The sequence below is a fragment of the Duganella levis genome (assembly GCF_009857605.1).
Taxonomy (GTDB): domain Bacteria; phylum Pseudomonadota; class Gammaproteobacteria; order Burkholderiales; family Burkholderiaceae_D; genus Rugamonas; species Rugamonas levis.
Genome location: NZ_WWCT01000029.1, coordinates 1 through 17,789 on the forward strand (window position 1 = coordinate 1; position 17,789 = coordinate 17,789).

Annotated in this window: 14 protein-coding genes; 7 read left to right on the forward strand and 7 right to left on the reverse strand. The window is 62.9% G+C overall.

Annotated elements, in window-relative coordinates; genetic code table 11:
- Positions 1-110 precede the first annotated feature (110 nt).
- Positions 111-2,114, reverse strand: a complete 2,004-nt coding sequence (locus GTP69_RS26510; RefSeq protein ID WP_161057693.1) for a bifunctional 2',3'-cyclic-nucleotide 2'-phosphodiesterase/3'-nucleotidase — start codon at positions 2,112-2,114, stop codon at positions 111-113.
- 188 nt (positions 2,115-2,302) lie between these two features.
- Between GTP69_RS26510 and prfB the strand changes: the two genes are divergently transcribed.
- From prfB to lysS, 3 genes are all read left to right on the forward strand, one after another.
- Positions 2,303-3,407, forward strand: a protein-coding gene (gene prfB / locus GTP69_RS26515; protein WP_110847662.1) for a peptide chain release factor 2 whose coding sequence is annotated in 2 segments (ribosomal slippage) — positions 2,303-2,383 and positions 2,385-3,407 — 1,104 coding nt in all. Because the reading frame shifts where the segments join, the coding sequence is not laid out codon by codon here.
- On the forward strand, positions 3,407-4,078 hold the full coding sequence (locus GTP69_RS26520; RefSeq protein ID WP_161057694.1) for an HAD family hydrolase: 672 nt from the start codon (positions 3,407-3,409) through the stop codon (positions 4,076-4,078). Before prfB ends, GTP69_RS26520 begins: the two co-directional genes overlap by 1 nt.
- A gap of 26 nt (positions 4,079-4,104) precedes the next feature.
- Positions 4,105-5,634 (forward strand): lysine--tRNA ligase, encoded by a 1,530-nt coding sequence (lysS, locus tag GTP69_RS26525; RefSeq protein WP_161057695.1) that lies wholly within the window; start codon positions 4,105-4,107, stop codon positions 5,632-5,634.
- 555 nt (positions 5,635-6,189) lie between these two features.
- Here lysS and GTP69_RS26530 read toward each other — a convergent pair.
- Together GTP69_RS26530 and ppnN are read right to left on the reverse strand one after the other, a co-directional pair.
- Entirely contained in the window at positions 6,190-6,519 is a 330-nt protein-coding gene (locus GTP69_RS26530; RefSeq protein WP_161057696.1) for a hypothetical protein, read from the reverse strand.
- A 249-nt stretch (positions 6,520-6,768) separates the two neighbouring features.
- Positions 6,769-8,139: a nucleotide 5'-monophosphate nucleosidase PpnN gene (gene ppnN, locus GTP69_RS26535; protein ID WP_161057697.1), complete on the reverse strand. Its 1,371-nt coding sequence runs from the start codon at positions 8,137-8,139 to the stop codon at positions 6,769-6,771.
- Positions 8,140-8,360: 221 nt separating this feature from the next.
- On the opposite strand from ppnN, the gene GTP69_RS26540 reads away from it, so the two are divergent.
- Entirely contained in the window at positions 8,361-9,860 is a 1,500-nt protein-coding gene (locus tag GTP69_RS26540; RefSeq protein ID WP_110847658.1) for a peptide MFS transporter, read from the forward strand.
- A 27-nt stretch (positions 9,861-9,887) separates the two neighbouring features.
- Here the strand turns inward: GTP69_RS26540 and GTP69_RS26545 are convergent, their stop codons facing one another.
- Both GTP69_RS26545 and glpD read right to left on the reverse strand, forming a co-directional pair.
- Positions 9,888-10,469 (reverse strand): ORF6N domain-containing protein, encoded by a 582-nt coding sequence (locus GTP69_RS26545; protein ID WP_161057698.1) that lies wholly within the window; start codon positions 10,467-10,469, stop codon positions 9,888-9,890.
- A gap of 72 nt (positions 10,470-10,541) precedes the next feature.
- Positions 10,542-12,074 carry a glycerol-3-phosphate dehydrogenase gene (gene glpD, locus GTP69_RS26550; RefSeq protein WP_161057699.1) on the reverse strand — a complete coding sequence of 511 codons (1,533 nt, stop codon included), beginning with the start codon at positions 12,072-12,074 and terminating at the stop codon, positions 10,542-10,544.
- Positions 12,075-12,179: 105 nt separating this feature from the next.
- On the opposite strand from glpD, the gene GTP69_RS26555 reads away from it, so the two are divergent.
- Positions 12,180-14,585, forward strand: coding sequence for a penicillin-binding protein 1A (locus GTP69_RS26555; protein WP_161057700.1), 2,406 nt, complete (start codon positions 12,180-12,182; stop codon positions 14,583-14,585).
- 26 nt (positions 14,586-14,611) lie between these two features.
- On the opposite strand, the gene GTP69_RS26560 is transcribed toward GTP69_RS26555, so the two are convergent.
- On the reverse strand, positions 14,612-15,292 hold the full coding sequence (locus GTP69_RS26560; protein WP_229261161.1) for a TetR/AcrR family transcriptional regulator: 681 nt from the start codon (positions 15,290-15,292) through the stop codon (positions 14,612-14,614).
- 185 nt (positions 15,293-15,477) lie between these two features.
- On the opposite strand from GTP69_RS26560, the gene GTP69_RS26565 reads away from it, so the two are divergent.
- Both GTP69_RS26565 and GTP69_RS26570 read left to right on the forward strand, forming a co-directional pair.
- On the forward strand, positions 15,478-16,392 hold the full coding sequence (locus GTP69_RS26565; protein WP_161057701.1) for a lipase family alpha/beta hydrolase: 915 nt from the start codon (positions 15,478-15,480) through the stop codon (positions 16,390-16,392).
- A complete protein-coding gene (locus tag GTP69_RS26570; protein WP_161057702.1) occupies positions 16,392-17,354 on the forward strand; it encodes a lipase secretion chaperone in 963 nt (320 codons plus the stop codon). Before GTP69_RS26565 ends, GTP69_RS26570 begins: the two co-directional genes overlap by 1 nt.
- On the opposite strand, the gene GTP69_RS26575 is transcribed toward GTP69_RS26570, so the two are convergent.
- Positions 17,355-17,669 carry a hypothetical protein gene (locus tag GTP69_RS26575; protein WP_161057703.1) on the reverse strand — a complete coding sequence of 105 codons (315 nt, stop codon included), beginning with the start codon at positions 17,667-17,669 and terminating at the stop codon, positions 17,355-17,357.
- Between the last annotated feature and the right edge of the window lie 120 nt (positions 17,670-17,789).

A 17,789-nucleotide genomic window follows, 5' to 3' on the forward strand; every position in this document is an offset into this window, starting at 1 on the left:
GGGGCCGCGCTGACGCCGCAGCGCCATCGGCGCCAGTTGCTCAGGCGCCGACACGCGCGCACTGGCGGCGGCAGCGGGAACGGTCGGCATGGCGGCGCGGCGGACGGTCTTCATTTGCTCAAGTCGATGCTGTAGAGGGCGAAGCCTTTGCCGCCGCCGTCATCGGCTTTCAGCTGGCTGACGTTGGCCAGGCCGGCGGCGCGGGCCAGCTCCAGCTGATTCGGTGCGGAGTGGAACACCACCGGGCCTTTAATCGCGGCCGGCGCGAAACGCCAGCTGCGGGTGGCGCCGTTGTGTGCGCGCGTCAATTGGCCGGTTTTCTTGATGTAGGCGATCAGCACGTCCCGGCTGGAATCCGGCGCAGCGATGACGGTGCGGCTGCCATCCAGGCCTGGGAAGCCGCCGCCACCGCTGGCGCGGTAGTTGTTGGTGGCGATCAGGAATTCCTGTGTCGGCGACAGCGGTGCACCTTTGTAGTGCAGGCCGGCGATGCGCTGGCCCACCGGCTGGGTGACGTCGATCTGGTAGCGGATGTCGGCATTGGTCAGCATGTCGAAATTGAAGCCGGCAAAGCCGGTGTTGACCAGCTCCTGCGGCGCGCTGCTGGCCGGGTCGATGCGGTTGAAGCGCTCGGCGGATTTTTCCAGCCAGGCTTTCAGTTGCGCGCCGTTGAGTTTTACGGCGTGCAGCGCGTTCGGGTACAGATACAGGTCGGCGGCGTTGTTGAGCGCCACCGCGCCCGACTTGACGTCGGTGTAGTCGGCCACGCCGGCGGCGCCGGTCTTGAACGGCGACGCCATCGACAGCACCGGCAGCGCGGCGTACTGCGGCAGGTTGGCCTTGACGTAGTCCTGCACGTAGGCGGTCTGCGCCTGGTTGACCAATTCGATGGCGCTGATGTCGCCGACGTCGGCGAAGTAGCTGGTCATGCGGAAGTCGCTGGTGCCGACAGGCGTTTGCACGTAGCGGATAGTGGCCGCGTGTTCGTTGGCCACCAGCGCGGCGATAGCCGGGTCGGCGGCGACGTAGCTGCCGTCGGCCTGCTTGGTGCTGCGCGCTTCGACCGTGGTTCGGCTTTTGTCGATCACCCAGTGGCTGCCGTCATAGGTCAGGTGCAGGCCGATCACGCCCAGGTGCTTGCCCCACAGGTTGGCCATCACGGCCGGCACGCCGTAGATGGTGCCTTTGACCTTGTCGACGCCCGGCAGGTTGAAGCCGGCGCGCTGGCTGGCGGCGTCCGGGAACGGCAGGTGTTCGTGGCCGATCAGCAGCGCGTCCACGCCCGGCACTTGCGCCAGGTAGTAGTTGGCGTTTTCCATTTGCGGCGTGTACGGCGCGCCATCGACGCCGCCGTGAGAGACGGCGACGATCAGGTCGGCGCCCTCGGCGCGCATCTGCGGGATGTATTTTTGCGCGGTTTCGCGCACGCCTTCGGCGTAGACCTTCCCTTCCAGCCAGCGCTTGTCCCACGACAGCACGCCCGGCGGCGTGAAACCGATCACGCCGATCTTGATGGTGGCGCGCAGCGGTTTGCCTTCCGGGCCGGTGGCGACGATCGCGCGCGTGAGGATGCGGTATGGGGCGAACAGCGGCTGCTTGGTGCGGGCGCTGTAGATATTGGCCAGCACGATCGGGAAGTCGGGGCCGGCGCAGCGCGGCGCGTCGGCCGGCACGCTGTCGACGTCGAAGTGGCTGGCGGTGACCTGATTCAGATATGCCAGACCGTAGTTGAATTCGTGGTTGCCGATGCCGGCGATGTCGACCTTCAGCTGGTTCATGGCCTTGTAGATGGCCAGCGTGTCGCCGCAGGCCACCGGCTGGACCAGCGCCTGGTATTCGGCCAGCGCCGTGCCTTGCAGGGCGTCGCCGTTGTCGATCAGCAGATTGTTCGGGTATTCGGCGCGCGCCTGTTTGATCAGCGTGGCGGTGCGTTCCAGGCCGAGCGCGGGATCGGCCTGCAGCTTGTAATAATCATAACTGAGCACGTTCGCATGCAGGTCGGTGGTTTCCAGCAGCGCCAGCGTGGCCTGCGCCCCGGCGCGCGGGCCGTTATCGAACGGGAAGCCGGCGCAGCCGGCAAGCAGCAGGGGCAGAGCGAGGTAGACGAGACGCATGGGCTGGGCGAATTGGGCGAAATAGCGATTTTACAGGCTGCAGCATTCTATCTGGTTTTCGGCAAATATTGTGGCAAAAATGGCAGCATTGCGCGCGCGAAGCGGCCTGCGGCGCGCCGCACTGGGAGAGCCGGCCCGGCTAGCGTATAATTCAGGGTTTGATTTCAGCCTAAGAGAAGAAGAAAACCATGGAAGCCGAACGTATCAACGCCCTCACCTCCCTGCTCGCCGATCTGACCACGCGCGAAGCCGAACTTCGGAGGTATCTTTGACTTCGATCGCAAGTCGGAGAAACTGGAACAAGTAAACGGCGAGCTGGAAGATCCAGCCGTCTGGAACGACCCGAAAAAAGCCCAGGACCTGGGCAAAGAGAAAAAATCGCTGGAAGCCATCGTCTTCTCGCTGACCAAGGCTGACGCCGATCTGAAAGACATGGCCGACCTGGTCGCCATGGCCAAGGAAGAAGGCGACGACGACACGCTGGAAGCGCTGATCCTCGACGCCGAGGAAGTGCGCAAGGTCATCGAAGGCATGGAGTTCCGCCGGATGTTCAACAATCCGATGGACCCGAACAACTGCTTCGTCGACATCCAGTCCGGCGCCGGCGGCACCGAAGCCCAGGACTGGGCCTCGATGCTGCTGCGCCAGTACACCCGCTATTGCGAACGCAAAGGCTTCAAGGTCGAGATCATGGAGCAGTCCGACGGCGAGGTGGCCGGCATCAAGACCGCCACGCTGAAGGTGGAAGGCGAATACGCCTACGGCTTCCTGCGCACCGAGACCGGCGTGCACCGCCTGGTGCGCAAGTCGCCGTTCGACTCGGCCGGCGGCCGCCACACGTCGTTCGTGTCGCTGTTCGTGTACCCGGAAGTGGATGATTCGATCGATATCGAGATCAACCCGGCCGACCTGCGCATCGATACCTACCGCGCGTCCGGCGCCGGTGGCCAGCACATTAACAAGACCGATTCCGCCGTGCGTCTGACCCACGGCCCATCGGGCATCGTGGTGCAGTGCCAGAACGACCGTTCGCAGCACCGCAACAAGGCCGAGGCGATGGAAATGCTGAAGGCCAAGCTGTACGAACTGGAACTGCGCAAGCGCATGAGCGAGCAGCAGAAGCTGGAAGACTCCAAGACCGATGTGGGCTGGGGCCACCAGATTCGCTCGTATGTGCTGGACCAGTCGCGCATCAAGGATTTGCGCACCAACTTCGAAACCGGCAATACCAAGGGTGTGCTGGACGGCGACATCGACGACTTCATCTCCGCTTCGCTCAAACAAGGCGTGTAATGACCACTCAGCGTGCTTTTATCTTCGACATGGACGGTACCATTGTCGACAATATGTCGTTCCATGTGAAATCGTGGCTGGAGTTCTTCCAGCGCCGCGGCCACGTGCTGGATGCGGATGACTTCTTCCGCAACACGGCCGGCCGCCAGGGCCATGAAATCATGAGCACCTACTTCGGCAAGTCGCTCAGCAAGGAAGAAAGCGCGGCGCTCGATTTCGAGAAGGAAGCGCTGTATCGCGAGATGTACGCGCCGCACCTGGCGCCGACCACCGGCTTCGTCGACTTCATCGAACGCGCCAAGGCGGCCGGCATCAAGCTGGCCGTGGCCACCGCAGCGCCAAACGAGAACATCGACTTCACGCTCGACGGCCTCGATCTGCGCAAGCAGTTCCACGCCATCGCCGGCGCCGCCGATGTGGCGCGCGGCAAGCCGAATCCGGACGTGTTCCTGCTGGCGGCCGAACGCGCCGGCACGTTGCCCGCCAACAGCATCGTGTTTGAAGACGCGCCGCTGGGCGTGGAAGCGGCACGCCGCGCCGGCATGCGCGCGGTGGTGCTGACCACCACCCTGCCGGCCGAAGCGTTTGCGGAATTCGACAATGTGATCGCTGTCGTCAGCGATTTCAGCGCGCTGGATGTGGACGAGCTGTTCGCCTCCGCCACCAATTAATCATCACCTCAATCAAAGTAAAGACCATGACTACGGATCTTCAAGACCAAGCAGCCGCTCCTGACGAAAACAAAATCATTGCGGAGCGCCGCGCCAAGCTGGCCGCCATCCGCGAGCAAGGCATCGCCTTCCCGAACGACTTCAAGCCGGAACACAAGGCGGCCGACCTGCACGCGCAGTTCGGCGAGAAGACGCGCGAAGAGCTGGAAGCGGCGCCGGTCACCGTCAAGCTGGCCGGCCGCATGATGCTGAAGCGCGAAGCTGGCAAGAAGGCCGCTTTCGCCACTCTGCAGGATTCGTCGGGCGCCAAGGCCGATGGCCGCATCCAGATCTACGCCACGCTGGACCTGACCGGCGAAGCCGCCATGGCCGCGCTGCACCACTATGACCTGGGCGATATCCTGGGCGTGGTCGGCACGCTGTTCAAGACCAAGACCGATGAGCTGACCATCAAGGTCACCGAGCTGCGTCTTATCACCAAGTCGCTGCGCCCGCTGCCGGACAAGTTCCACGGCCTGGCCGACCAGGAAACCAAGTACCGCCAGCGCTACGTGGACCTGATCATGAACGAAGACACGCGCCGCACCTTCAAGGCGCGTACCGCCGCCATTTCGTCGATGCGCCGTTTCATGGAAAAGAACGAGTTCATGGAAGTGGAAACGCCGATGCTGCACGCCATTCCAGGCGGCGCGGCGGCCAAGCCGTTCATCACCCACCACAATGCGCTGGACATGCAGATGTTCCTGCGCATCGCACCGGAGCTGTACCTGAAGCGCCTGGTGGTCGGCGGCTTTGACCGCGTGTTCGAAATCAACCGCAACTTCCGCAACGAAGGCGTATCGATCCGTCACAACCCGGAATTCACGATGATGGAATTCTACGCGGCGTACACCGACTACAAGTGGATCATGAACTTCACCGAAGAGATCATCCGCCAGGCGGCGATCGACGCGCACGGCACGGCGACGCTGACCTACGGCGGCCGCGAGCTGGATCTGGCCAAGCCGTTCCACCGCCTGACCATCGTGGAAGCGATCAACAAGTTCGCGCCGGGCTACACGCCGGAGCAGCTGGGCGATGCGGAGTTCATCAAGAAGGAACTGCTGAAGTTCGGCGTCAAGCCGTTTGCCACCGCCGGCCTGGGCGCGCTGCAACTGGCGCTGTTCGAGGAAACCGCCGAGGCGCAGCTGTGGGAACCGACCTTCATCATCGACTACCCTGCTGAAGTGTCGCCACTGGCGCGCGCGTCCGATACCGCTGCCGGCATCACCGAGCGTTTCGAGCTGTTCATGGTGGGTCGCGAGATCGCCAACGGCTTCTCGGAGCTGAACGATGCGGAAGACCAGTCGGCGCGCTTCCTGGCGCAGGTAGCTGCCAAGGACGCCGGCGATGAAGAGGCGATGTTCTATGACGCCGACTACATCCGCGCGCTGGAATACGGCATGCCGCCAGCCGGCGGTTGCGGCATCGGCATTGATCGTCTGATGATGATCATCACCGACTCGCCGAACATCCGCGACGTGCTGCTGTTCCCGCACCTGCGCCGCGAAGAGTAATCTTCAACGCCCACGAAAGAGCCGCTCCATCGAGCGGCTCTTTTTATTTAGCGCTTCGGCGGTGATTTCTTCTTATCGAAAAAAGTACGCAACCGAGTATTATCGTCAGGCCACACAGCGTGATCAGAGAAAGAATGTGTGAATCCAGAAGCAACATCTTGTTCGCACTCGACATCCCAAGACTGATCACACCTGTCGCAATCGCAACAGCAATCAAAAGGGCTATCATAGCCGCCGCTAATTTTCTAATAGCCATAGCGCTCCAGACCTTCACTTAACGATTTAGGTATTTGATGGTCGGCCCGCCCAACATACCCATCCCATACATTGCACTGCCGAGCCACATCCCTGCCGATACTATGCCATATGCGGCGGCAAAATCTCCCATTGATTAGTTGCAACCATATTATCCAACATGAAGATGTTACAACTGACGTATATCAATTTAATAGCACTTACTTTCGCGACATAGTCGCCAGGTAGGTCGTCGCTTACGAACAGTAATCTGCAACATCTCCAGAAAGCCACTTCGAAAATTAATCAAATGCGATGTCTTCAAGGCGGAAGCGCCATTTGAGGCGCTTCCGCCAGAGCAGGCGATGGCGCTGCGGGTGCTTGCGGTGGCGCGATAGCTTGGGCTGCGAGGCTTGCTTTTGCTTTGCGCGCTTCCTCCTGTTCCCGCTGAACTTCTTTACGCATCAGGTCGGCTTGTCGGAATTGTTTGTCGCCGGGGCGGCGTATCCGCAAGTCGAGCCACGCGTTGCGATTGGTGCGGGCGAAGGCGCGGGCAAACTCGTTTGGGGTGACGGATCGTCCACGATGGATGATTTCATCACCCTCCACGCAGGCATGGTTGTTTTCGCCGTAGCTCCACGAGCGCAGCACGGTGCCCTCGGGCAGGAGCAGGCATTTCCATTGGTAGCCGTGCAGGCCGTTTGGATCAGCTGTTTTGGGGAGCTGCTTTTGGTCGGCCAGCCAGAATCTGTTCGATGAATGTGAGTAGGGTATGGGTGGGCAGTGCCACAGTCACTGTGGTAAACATTCTTTTTCCTTCTAAAAAAAAGAGAAAAAAAGAAGGAGAAAACGAGGGTTTACCACAGGGGGGATAACTAGCTCTCCTCCCCCATGTCCTGCTTACTGGATCACGCGGTAGCACGGCGTGTAGGGCTTGCCGGCCAGTTTCATGCGCGACTGGGCGACGAAGGAGGCCAGCAGCGCGTCCATCGGGCCCATGATGGCTTTGTCACCGTGGATTTCAAAGTGGCCGTATTTCTCAATCGCGCGCATGCCCTCTTCCTTCACGTTGCCGGCCACGACGCCCGAAAAGGCGCGGCGCAGGTTGGCCGCCAGCAGGTGCACCGGCTGGTCCTTGCGCAGGCTCAGGTTGCGCATGTTCTCGTGCGTCGGCGGGAATGGACGCTGGAATTCGGCGTCGATCTTGAGGCCCCAATTGTAGTAGTAGGCATCGCTGCGCGACTTGCGGAACTCGCGCACCGCCTTGATCCCGGCCTGCATCTCGCGCGCCACCAGTTCCGGATCGTCGACGATGATCTTGTAGCGCTGCTGCGCCTCAGGGCCCAGCGTATCGTGAATGAACTGGTTGATCTGCACGAAGTATTCACGCGAGGTTTCCGGACCGGTGAAGATCAGCGGGAACGGAATCTCGGCGTTATCCGGATGCAGCAGGATGCCCAGGATGTACAGGATCTCCTCGGCGGTGCCGGCGCCGCCCGGGAACACCACGATGCCATGGCCGGTGCGCACAAACGCTTCCAGACGTTTTTCAATATCCGGCATGATGACCAGCTCATTGACGATCGGATTCGGCGATTCGGCGGCGATGATGCCCGGTTCGGTGATGCCCAGGTAGCGGCCGCGGTGCAGGCGCTGCTTGGCGTGACCGATGGTGGCGCCCTTCATCGGGCCTTTCATCGCGCCCGGGCCGCAGCCGGTGCAGATGTCCAGGTCGCGCAGGCCCATGGCGTAGCCGACTTCCTTCGAATAGTTATATTCGGCGCGGTTGATCGAGTGACCGCCCCAGCACACCACCAGATTCGGATTGAGCATCGGCTTCAGCACCCCGGCGTTGCGCAGGATGTGAAACACGGCGTCGGTGATGCCTTCGGTTTTATCCAGGTCGAACTTGGGGTTGTCGGTCACCTCGTTGCTGACGAAGACGATATCGCGCAGCACCGAGAACAGGTGCTCGTGGATGCCCTTGATCATTTTGCCGTCGACAAAAGCGATGGCCGGCGCGCCCTTGATATCGAGCTTGATGCCGCGCTCGCGCTGGACGATGCTGATGTCGAACGATTGATAGCGCTCCAGCAGCTCCTTGCCATCGTCGATGGTGCTGCCGCTATTGAGCACGGCCAGCGCGCACTTGCGAAACACGTTATACAAGCCGCCCTGGCTGGTATCGAGCAGTTTATTCACTTCCGCCTTGGAGAGAATCTCCAGGTGGCCTTCGGGGGAAATCTGGGTATCGACAACGTCATGTTCCATGATGCGTAAATCCTATTCAGTTTCTATAAGTGTTGCGCCACCAATATACGACAAACCAGCCGCTTGTGGGCTGGCAAATTATTAACACAAATGACACAAGTTTGCAGGGGCAGCATCAAAAAGTGCATCAGCAGCCACTTTGTAGATTAAAATGGCGCCCAATTTGGCCACCCCACAAGGGTGTCCAGTTCCTTTAGACCATAATTATTAGGAGGAACCGCATGAGCGGTGCGACCACCACCAACACGGAAGCAGCGATTCCGGAGTTCAAGCAGATCCTGGGGCATCCCGCCCCACTGTGGATGTTGTTCATGACCGAGTTCTGGGAGCGCTTTGCGTTCTACGGCATACGCTGGGCGCTGGTGCTCTACGTGGTGGCACAGTTCTACAACGGTGACGCGGCGGGCGAATCGTCGGCCAACCTGGTGTACGGTTCCTACCTGGCGCTGGTGTATGCGGCAGCGCTGTTCGGCGGCTATGTGGCCGACCGCGTGCTCGGCTATCAGCGCTCGATCCTGGTCGGCGCCGCCTTCATGGCGGCCGGGCTGTTCATGATCGCCTTCCCCAACGAGACGGTGTTCCAGTTCGGTCTGGCCACCATCATCGTCGGCAACGGCATGTTCAAGCCCAACATCTCGACCATGGTCGGCAAGCTGTACAGCACCGGCGACACGCGCCGCGACTCCGGCTTTACCGTTTTTTACATGGGCATCAACTCCGGCGCGATGGTGGCGCCGGTCCTGACCGAATGGCTGGCGACTGCCGTCTTCGGCACCGGCGGCATGCCGGCCTATAAAGTGGTGTTCATGTCGGCCGGCGTCGGCATGCTGGTCAGCCTGGTGTGGTTCTACATCGGCCGCGCCCAGCTGAAAGGCATCGGTGCCCCGGACGCCCGCAACGCCGATCCGAAACGCCTGCTGTACGTGGTGCTCGGCTCAGTGTGCGTGATCCCGGTGGTGTACTCGCTGCTGGCGACCGGCGCCAAGAACCTGCAAGTGGTGCTGTCGGTGCTGTTCGTGCTGCTGGCGGTGATGCTGCTGGTGGAAGGCATCAAGAACGGCAAAGTGGCGCGCGACAAGGTGATCGCCATGCTGCTGATCTTCTTCTTCAACATCATGTTCTGGTGCTTCTTCGAGCAAGCCGGCAGCTCGTTCACCTTCCTGGCCGAGAAAATCGTCGACCGCGACATGTTCAACTGGACCTTCCCGGTAGCCTGGTTCCAGACCGTCAATTCGCTGGCCATCATCGCCTTCGCGCCGCTGGTGGCCTTCATCTGGGTGGCCATGGGCCGCGCCAATCCGTCGATCCCGCGCAAGTTCGGCCTGGGCCTGATCTTCAACGGCACCGCCTTCCTGCTGCTGATGTTCGCGCTGTCGAGCCTGGTGGACGCCAACAACAAGATCCCGTTCTGGACCCTGTTCATGGTCTACGTGCTGCAGTCGATCGGTGAGCTGTGCCTGTCGCCGATCGGCCTGTCAATGGTGACCAAGCTGGCGCCAACGCGTCTGGTGGGTCTGGGCATGGGCGGCTGGTTCCTGTCGACCGGCATCGGCAACAACCTGTCGGGCATCTTCGCCTCGGCGGTGTCGGGCGAAGGCGGCATGTCGGTGCCGTCGGCGCTGCACGGCTACACCTTCGGCTTCTGGTCGCTGATCATCGGCGGCGCACTGCTGTTCCTGATCGCCCCGCTGATCCAGAAGTTAATGCACGGAGTGAAATAAAACCAACGGCGCCCGAGGGCGCCGTTTTTATTTGTCCGGTAAGATAAAACCGATGGGGCGCTTATGCCGGGAAGCTGGCTGCGCCATCAATCCCTTGAAGGTTTCAAGCATTTGCTGGAACTGTCGAAGTGTCTGTCCTTCAAAATCTTCTTGCCGTGATGACACTGTGGCCAATTGGCGCTCCAACTCGTCCAAGCGGGAAGCCAGCGCCTTGTCCGAAACAAACATCTCGCGCAGGCGAACGAACGAGCGCACTACATAGACGCCCATCTGGATTGCCTGCTGCGATCCCAGCACATTTGCTGCCTGAATTGCCCCGTGCTCGGTGAACGCGGTTGGAAGCGTCTTGGAGAATTTTAATTTGGCGAGGATGTCGCTATTTGCGACCACCTCGGCCTTCTCCTCCGATGTAAGCGTGAACATGAAATCGGCGGGGAATCGGTTCAAATTGCGCTTGACTTGCTCGTTCAGCCGTCTCGTCGGAACCCCGTACAAATAAGCAAGATCTGCGTCAATGATCACCTTCTGCGACCGTATCACCAAGATCCGTGCCTCGATCGTCAACAAAGACGTATCCGTAGATACAGGTAGGGAACAGGCCGATTTCATTGCAGGCTCCAGACAACGACGCATCATTAACCCTACTGCATCAGCACATCAACCGGTCTGAGGCAAATCAAACTAACGACTGAGCGGATGGGCGTTGAGCCAGGCTTGCAGCTGGTCGGCGGCGCTGGCCGGCAGATGCAGGCCGAGCTTGGTGCGGCGCCACAGGATGTCCTGCGCGGTGCGAGCCCATTCGTAGCGGCGCAGGTATTCCACTTCCACCGCGTACAGGCCGGGCAGGATTTCCTCGCCGAGGTCGGCCAGCGCGGCGCGCTCGGCCAGCAGGGTGTGGATGCGGGTGCCGTAGGCGCGGCAGTAGCGCGTCAGCAGCGCCGCCGGCAGCCAGCCGTAGCGGCTGCGCTGAGCGCCAACCCAGCTATCGAACTCCTTAACCGCGCGGTTCTGCGGCGTGGCGCCAAACAGGTCGCCGCCTGGCAGGCAGGCGTCGTGGGTCCAGCCGCCGTTGCGGTTGTCCAGTGCCTTGGCGATGTGGTCGACGGCCTCCTCCGCCAGCTTGCGGAAGGTGGTGATCTTGCCGCCGAACACACTCAGGATCGGCGGCCCGTGGCTGTCGATCTCCAGCCGGTAGTCGCGCGTGACGGCCTTGGCGTCGGCGCCATCCTCGACCAGCGGCCGCACACCCGAATAGGTCCACACCACATCGGCCGGCACGACCGGCGCGACAAAATACTGGCTGGCCAGCCGGCACAGATAGGCGATCTCGTCCTCGCTGATGGCGACCTGGTTGGCGTCGCCGTGGTAATCGAGGTCGGTGGTGCCGATCAGCGTAAACTCGCCTTCGTACGGAATCGCAAACACGATCCGCCCATCCGGATGCTGGAAGATATACGCGTGGTCATGCTCGAACAAACGCTTGACGACGATGTGGCTGCCCTTGATCAGCCGCAGGTGACCGCCGCCCTCCTTCGGCAGCGTCGCGTGCAGCAGTTCGGCGGTCCACGGCCCGGCCGCATTGACCACATAGCGGGCGTTGACGCGGATCTCGCCGCAACTCGGCTTGAACAGCGTGGCCTGCCAGTCGGCCGCCTGGCGCTCCAGTTTCGTGCAGACCGCCTGGGTCAGGATGGTGGCGCCCTTCTCGCCGGCGTCGATGGCGTTCAGCACCACCAGCCGCGCATCGTCGACCCAGCCATCGGAATACACGAAGCCGCGCGCAAACTCCGGCTTGAGCGGCTGGCCCAGCGCATGGCCGAGCAGCTTGATGGCGGCCGAGGCCGGCAGCAGGTCGCGCCGCGCCAGCCGGTCGTACAGCCACAGCCCGGCGCGGATCAGCAACGCCGGCCGCTGGCCGGGCGCGTGCGGCATCACGAAGCGCAGCGGCCACATGATGTGCGGCGCGGCGCGCAGCAGCACCTCGCGCTCAAGCAGCGCCTTGCGCACCAGGTTGAACTCGTAATACTCCAGATAGCGCAGCCCGCCGTGAATCAGCTTGGTGGAGGCCGACGACGTATGCGCGGCCAGATCGTCCTTCTCGCACAGCACCACCGACAGCCCGCGGCCGGCGGCGTCGCGGGCAATGCCGGCGCCATTGATGCCGCCGCCGATGATCAGGACATCGCAATCGAGAATGTGCTGGGGTTGCGCCATGTAATCCCTTGGGAGTTATATCCCTGTACGTTACGTCAAGTGACGCCAAGTAACAATAGCCATGTTCTATAATCGCGCATACTTCCGCAACCGAGAGATAGTGTTTTGACAACCTCCAACCTGCCGGCGTGGGTCAACCGCCGCAATCTGATCCGTGCCGCCATCGGCGCCGGCCTGGCCGCCCTGGTGGGCGGCGGCCTGCTGCTGGCGTATCTGCTGCTGTACGTAGCGCCTAATCTGCCGTCGCTGGACGCCATCACCGACTACCGGCCGAAGATCCCGCTGCGCATCTACACCGCCGACAACGCCCTGATCGGTGAATTCGGCGAAGAACACCGCGACTTCATCCCGATCAAGGACATGCCGGAGCTGATGAAAAAATCGCTGCTGGCGATCGAAGACAAGCGCTTCTACGAGCACAACGGCATCGACTGGAAACGCGCGCTGGGCGCGGCCAAGGCCAACCTGGGCGGCGCCATGCGCCAGGGCGGCTCCACCATCACCATGCAGGTGGCGCGTAACTTCTTCCTGACGCGCGACAAGTTCTACAGCCGCAAGCTGACCGAAGTGATGCTGGCCCTGAAGATTGAGGCTGCGCTCAGCAAGGAACAGATCCTGGAACTGTATATGAACCAGATCTACCTCGGACAGCGCTCGTTCGGCTTCGGCGCCGCCGCCCAGACTTACTTCGGCAAGCCGCTGAAGGAACTGGACGTGGCCGAAACCGCGATGCTGGCCGGCCTGCCGCAGAATCCGGCGCGCCACAACCCGGCCGTCAACCCGAAGCGCGCCAAGCAACGCCAGCAGGTGGTGCTGCGCGCCATGCGCGACCTCGACTACATCACCGACGCCCAGTACCAGAAGGCGCTGCATGAAACCCTGCACATCAACCGCAAGGGCCAGGACTTCGACGTCCACGCCGAATACGTGGCCGAACTGGCGCGCCAGACCGTGTACGCGCAGTTCAAGGAAGAATCGTACACGCGCGGCATCAGCGTCTACACCACGATCCTGAAGGCCGACCAGAAAGCCGCCTACGACTCGATGCGCCGCAACGTGCTGAACTACGACCAGCGCCACGGCTACCGCGGCCCGGAAGCCTTCATCACGCTGCCAGCCAACGAGGACGAGCGCGACGACGCCATCGAGGACGCGCTGCAAAAGCGTCCCGGCAGCGACGGCCTGATCCCGGCCGTGGTGCTGGAAGTCGGCGCCAAGGCCATCAAGGTGCAAAACCCGTCCGGCGAGGAAATCACCATCAGCGGCGACGGCCTGCGGCTGGCCGCCGGCGCACTCAGCGACAAGGCCAAGGAAGCGATCCGCCTGCGTCCCGGCGCCGTGATCCGCATCCTGCAGGGCGACAAAGGCGGCTGGGCCGTCAGCCAGGTGCCGCAGGTATCGGCCGGCTTCGTCTCGATCGACGCCGTCACCGGCGGCTACCATGCGATGGTGGGCGGCTTCGACTTTAACCTGCAGAAGTTCAACCACGTCACGCAAGCGTGGCGCCAGCCGGGATCGTCGATCAAACCGTTCGTGTATTCGGCGGCGCTGGAGCGCGGCTTCTCGCCGGCCACCATCATCAACGACGCCCCGCTCAACCTGACCGGCGCCGAAACCGGCAACGAAGCGTGGTCGCCAAAAAATGACGACGGCAAGTTCGACGGCCCGATCAGCATGCGCACCGCGCTGTCGGAATCGAAGAACGTGGTGTCGGTGCGCATCCTGCGCGCCATCACCGTACCGTACGCACACGGCTACCTGGGCAAGTTCGGCTTCGACCTGGCCAAGCATCCAAAGAACCTGACCATGGCGCTGGGCACCGGCGCCGTCACGCCTGCACAGCTGGCCGGCGCCTACTCGGTGTTCGCCAACGGCGGCTACTCGGTCGAGCCGTATTTGATCGCCAAGGTCGTCGATGGCGACGGCAAGATCATTTCCGAGGTCAAGCCGCGCGCCACGCTGCCGGACGAAGCCCGCGTGATCGACCCGCGCAACGCCTTCGTTACCGACTCGATGCTGCGCCAGGTGACCCGCACCGGCACCGGCTCCGTCGTAGCGCGCCTTGGCCGTCCCGACCTGGCCGGCAAGACCGGCACGTCGAGCGATGCAGTGGATGGCTGGTTTGCCGGCTACGGCGGCGGCATCGTCGCCGTGTCGTGGATGGGCTATGACGACTCGCGTTCGCTGGGCGGCAAGGAATTCGGCGCCACCGTGGCGCTGCCGATCTGGATCGACTACATGAAAGTGGCGATGCAGAGCCGGCCGCCGCAAGAACGTCCGGTGCCGGCCGGCCTGACGCAGGTGGATGGCGAATGGCTGTACGATGAATTCACCGGCGACGCCGCGCGCCACACGCTGGATATGGACGACCAGCCGGCTGGCGCCGAGAACGTGACGCCGGGCGAAGTGCTGACGCCTGGCGCGCCGGGTGCGCCGGCGGCGGCTCCTGCCCCGGCAACGCCGCCGGGCGCGGAAAACATCAAGCCGGTGCCGACCGGCCCCGGCCGCTAAACTGGGCTTGTCGGGCTAAGCCGGGCCTAGCTGGACGCCAGATAGCCGCGCATCATCTGCACGGCGCTGTCGGCAAAGCGGTCCGGGCCGATGTCGGCGGCGCGGTACTTCCAGCGCTTGACGTACCAGTCCTGGAACGTGGCGAGAATATGCGCGGCGACCAGGTCCGGACTGCCGCGCAGTCCCGGCACTTGCGCGATCACTTCCGCAAACAGCGCCTGCACATGCAGCTCCGACTCCTTGGCGGTACCGCGCTGCTCGGCCTGCAACACGCGCGAATCCATGAAGACGAAGTAAAACCACGGCTGCAAAATCTCCGACACATAAATCGACGCGCGGATCAGCGCCTCCAGCCGGTTCAGCGGATCGGCGACGTCGGCGAACATCTTCGGCACCTCGTGGGTCGCGTGGCGCACCACATCCTCGATCATCTCGGCCAGCTGGTCCTTGCTGCTGATGTAGCCGTACAAGCCGCCCATCGACAGCCCGGTCTCGCCGCACAGATCGCGCAGATTCATGGCGCGGAAGCCGACCGCGTTGGCCAGCTTGAAGGTGGCGTTGAAGATTTTTTCCAGGTTCTCCAGCGCCGGCTTGCGGCGCTTGACCGTGATGCGGTCGGCATAGCGGTCGAGCAGATAGGCCCAGATATTGACGCCGTCGAGCGGCGTCATCGCCTGGAATTGGTGGAAGTCGAATGGCGACGGCAAGGTTGTCCCTGTAGTTTATTTTTGATTATGATTATAGCGCAGCCGTTTGCGCCCGCTCAGCAGGCCTGCAAATTGGCTCCGCAGGCCGTGCGTGCGGACTGCAAGGCCTGCTCGCCGGTGCTACATTCTGAGCACCGGGCCAGGCTGAGTCCGGCCACAACAACAATATCATCTCGGAGACCACCATGCGCCACCGCTTCCTGCAATGCCTGACCGTGTGCCTGATGTTATTTGCCGCCGTGCCATCGCCAGCGTCGGCGGCCGGCTACACGCAAACCCACTACCCGATCGTGCTGGTGCACGGCCTGTTCGGCTTCGACCGCGTCGGTCCGGTCGACTACTTCTACGGCATCGCGCCGGCGCTGCGCAGCGGTGGCGCCGACGTCTACGTGACTTCCGTCTCGGCCGCCAACAGCACCGAAGTGCGCGGCGAACAGTTGCTGTTGCAGGTCAAGCAAATCCTGGCCGCCACCGGCGCCACCAAAGTCAACCTGATCGGCCACAGCCACGGCGCGCCGACCTCGCGCTATGTGGCCTCGGTACGGCCGGACCTGGTGGCCTCGGTCACCAGCGTGGGCGGCGTCAACCAGGGCTCGCGCGTGGCCGACGTGCTGATCGGCGCGGTGCCGGATGTGACCTACGGCGTCGCCAACGCCGTGTCGGGCCTCATAAGCTTCCTGTCCGGCAGCCCGACGCTGCCGCAGAATGCGCGCGCGGCGGCAGTCTCGCTCAGCACCGCCGGCACGGCCGCCTTCAACGCCCGCCATCCGGAAGGCGTGCCGACCACCGCCTGCGGCGAAGGCGCCTATCAGGTCAACGGCGTGTATTACTTCTCGTGGAGCGGCGCCAAGCCGCTGACCAATGTGCTGGACGCCAGCGACCCGGTACTGGGTCTGACTTCGCTGGCCTTCAACGGCGCCAAGAATGACGGTTTGGTCAGCAGCTGCTCCAGCCACCTGGGCCGCGTGCTACGCGACGACTACGCGCTCAACCACTTGGACGAGGTCAACCAGTTGATCGGCATCACCAACCTGTTCGAGACCAATCCGGTCACCTTGTATCGCCAGCAGGCCAACCGCCTGCAAGGACTGGGACTGTAATGCAGACTGTCACGCGAACCGTGCTGCGCCTGCTGGTGGTCGGCGTGCTGGCGGGCGCCGGCGTCGGCCTGTTGCTGCGCCATGATGCGCCGGCCGCCCCGGCCGCGTTAACGGCAACGGACCGCGCTGGCGTCGCCGTCAACGCGCCAGCGCCGGATGGTTCGCCCGCCGAGCGCGCCACCGCCGGCACGCAGCCGGATGGCGCCGCGCGCGCCGACGCCAACGACCGGCTGCAAGTCAACGCCGAACTGGCCTACCTGTTCGATTACTATCTTGCCGGCCTGGGCCAACGCCCACTGGAAGCGATCCGCGCCGACATCATCCGTGAACTGGACAAGCGCCTGCGCCCCGCCCCAGCCGCCGAAGCGCGGCGCCTGCTGGACGCCTACCTGGCCTACAAGCGCGCACTGGTTGACCTTGAGCGCGGCCTGCCGCCTTCCACCGATCCGGCCCAAGGCGCTCGCCAGCGGCTGGCCGCCGTCCAGCAACTGCGCAACGCCTACTTCAGCAACGACGAAAGCGCCGGCCTGTTCGGCGTCAGCGACGCCTACGACCTGGACGCCATCGCCCGGCTCGACATCAACAGCGACGCCAGCCTGAGCGACGTCCAACGCCAGCAACGACTGGCCGCGCTGGACGCCCGCCTGCCGCCAAAACTGCGCGAAGACCGCGAAGCGCCAACCCGCATCATCAAGCTGGAAGCGGCAGTCAGTCAGGCCCGCGCACAAGGCGCCGACGACAACGAAATCTACCGCCTGCGCGCAACCGCGCTGTCGCCCTCCGCCGCCGCGCGCCTGGCCGATGTCGACCAGGAGGAAGCCGACTGGCAGCGGCGCATCAGCGCCTACCAGACTCAACGCCGCCAACTACAGCAATCGGCCAGCGACGCCGGGGCGCTCCAGCAACTGCGCGAGGCCGGCTTCACGCCCGACGAACAAAAGCGCCTGCCCGCCTACGAATAATCAATGCACATAGCGGGCGATGAAATACACGCCGCCCAGCATCAGCGAGGCAAAGCCGTACAGCTTCCACATATGGCTCATCAAGGACTTGTGCAGATCCTCGCGCTGCTTGGCCATCGCTGCCTGGAACTCAATCTTGTGCTCATACAGTAGCGTCAGCACCCGCTGGATATCCTCCTTGGTCGCAAAGCTGGCGCGGATCACCGCCAGATCCACCTGCAATGCCGTCAGGCGCGCTTCCAGCGCCATCAGCCGGACTTCAGTAGGCGGGCGTTCGCCGTTTTCCGCATGGGGCGGGCTGTCTGTGGCTGGCATGATGGGCCTCCTTGATGAGTCACCAAGCTATCACCGCACCGCATGCCGCATTTGATTTGCATCAAACGAAAAAAAGGCAGCCGCGAGGCTGCCTTAGTGTACTACTACGCCAAACGTGGC

Excerpts from the sequence above, each read along its gene's own strand:
- GTP69_RS26540 (WP_110847658.1), top strand. The coding sequence starts at position 8,361 with ATGAGCGGTGCGACCACCACCAACACGGAAGCAGCGATTCCGGAGTTC.
- GTP69_RS26520 (WP_161057694.1), top strand. The coding sequence starts at position 3,407 with ATGACCACTCAGCGTGCTTTTATCTTCGACATGGACGGTACCATTGTC.
- GTP69_RS26570 (WP_161057702.1), top strand. The coding sequence starts at position 16,392 with ATGCAGACTGTCACGCGAACCGTGCTGCGCCTGCTGGTGGTCGGCGTG.
- glpD (WP_161057699.1), bottom strand. The coding sequence starts at position 12,074 with ATGGCGCAACCCCAGCACATTCTCGATTGCGATGTCCTGATCATCGGC.
- GTP69_RS26510 (WP_161057693.1), bottom strand. The coding sequence starts at position 2,114 with ATGCGTCTCGTCTACCTCGCTCTGCCCCTGCTGCTTGCCGGCTGCGCC.
- GTP69_RS26575 (WP_161057703.1), bottom strand. The coding sequence starts at position 17,669 with ATGCCAGCCACAGACAGCCCGCCCCATGCGGAAAACGGCGAACGCCCG.
- GTP69_RS26545 (WP_161057698.1), bottom strand. The coding sequence starts at position 10,469 with ATGAAATCGGCCTGTTCCCTACCTGTATCTACGGATACGTCTTTGTTG.
- ppnN (WP_161057697.1), bottom strand. The coding sequence starts at position 8,139 with ATGGAACATGACGTTGTCGATACCCAGATTTCCCCCGAAGGCCACCTG.
- lysS (WP_161057695.1), top strand. The coding sequence starts at position 4,105 with ATGACTACGGATCTTCAAGACCAAGCAGCCGCTCCTGACGAAAACAAA.
- GTP69_RS26565 (WP_161057701.1), top strand. The coding sequence starts at position 15,478 with ATGCGCCACCGCTTCCTGCAATGCCTGACCGTGTGCCTGATGTTATTT.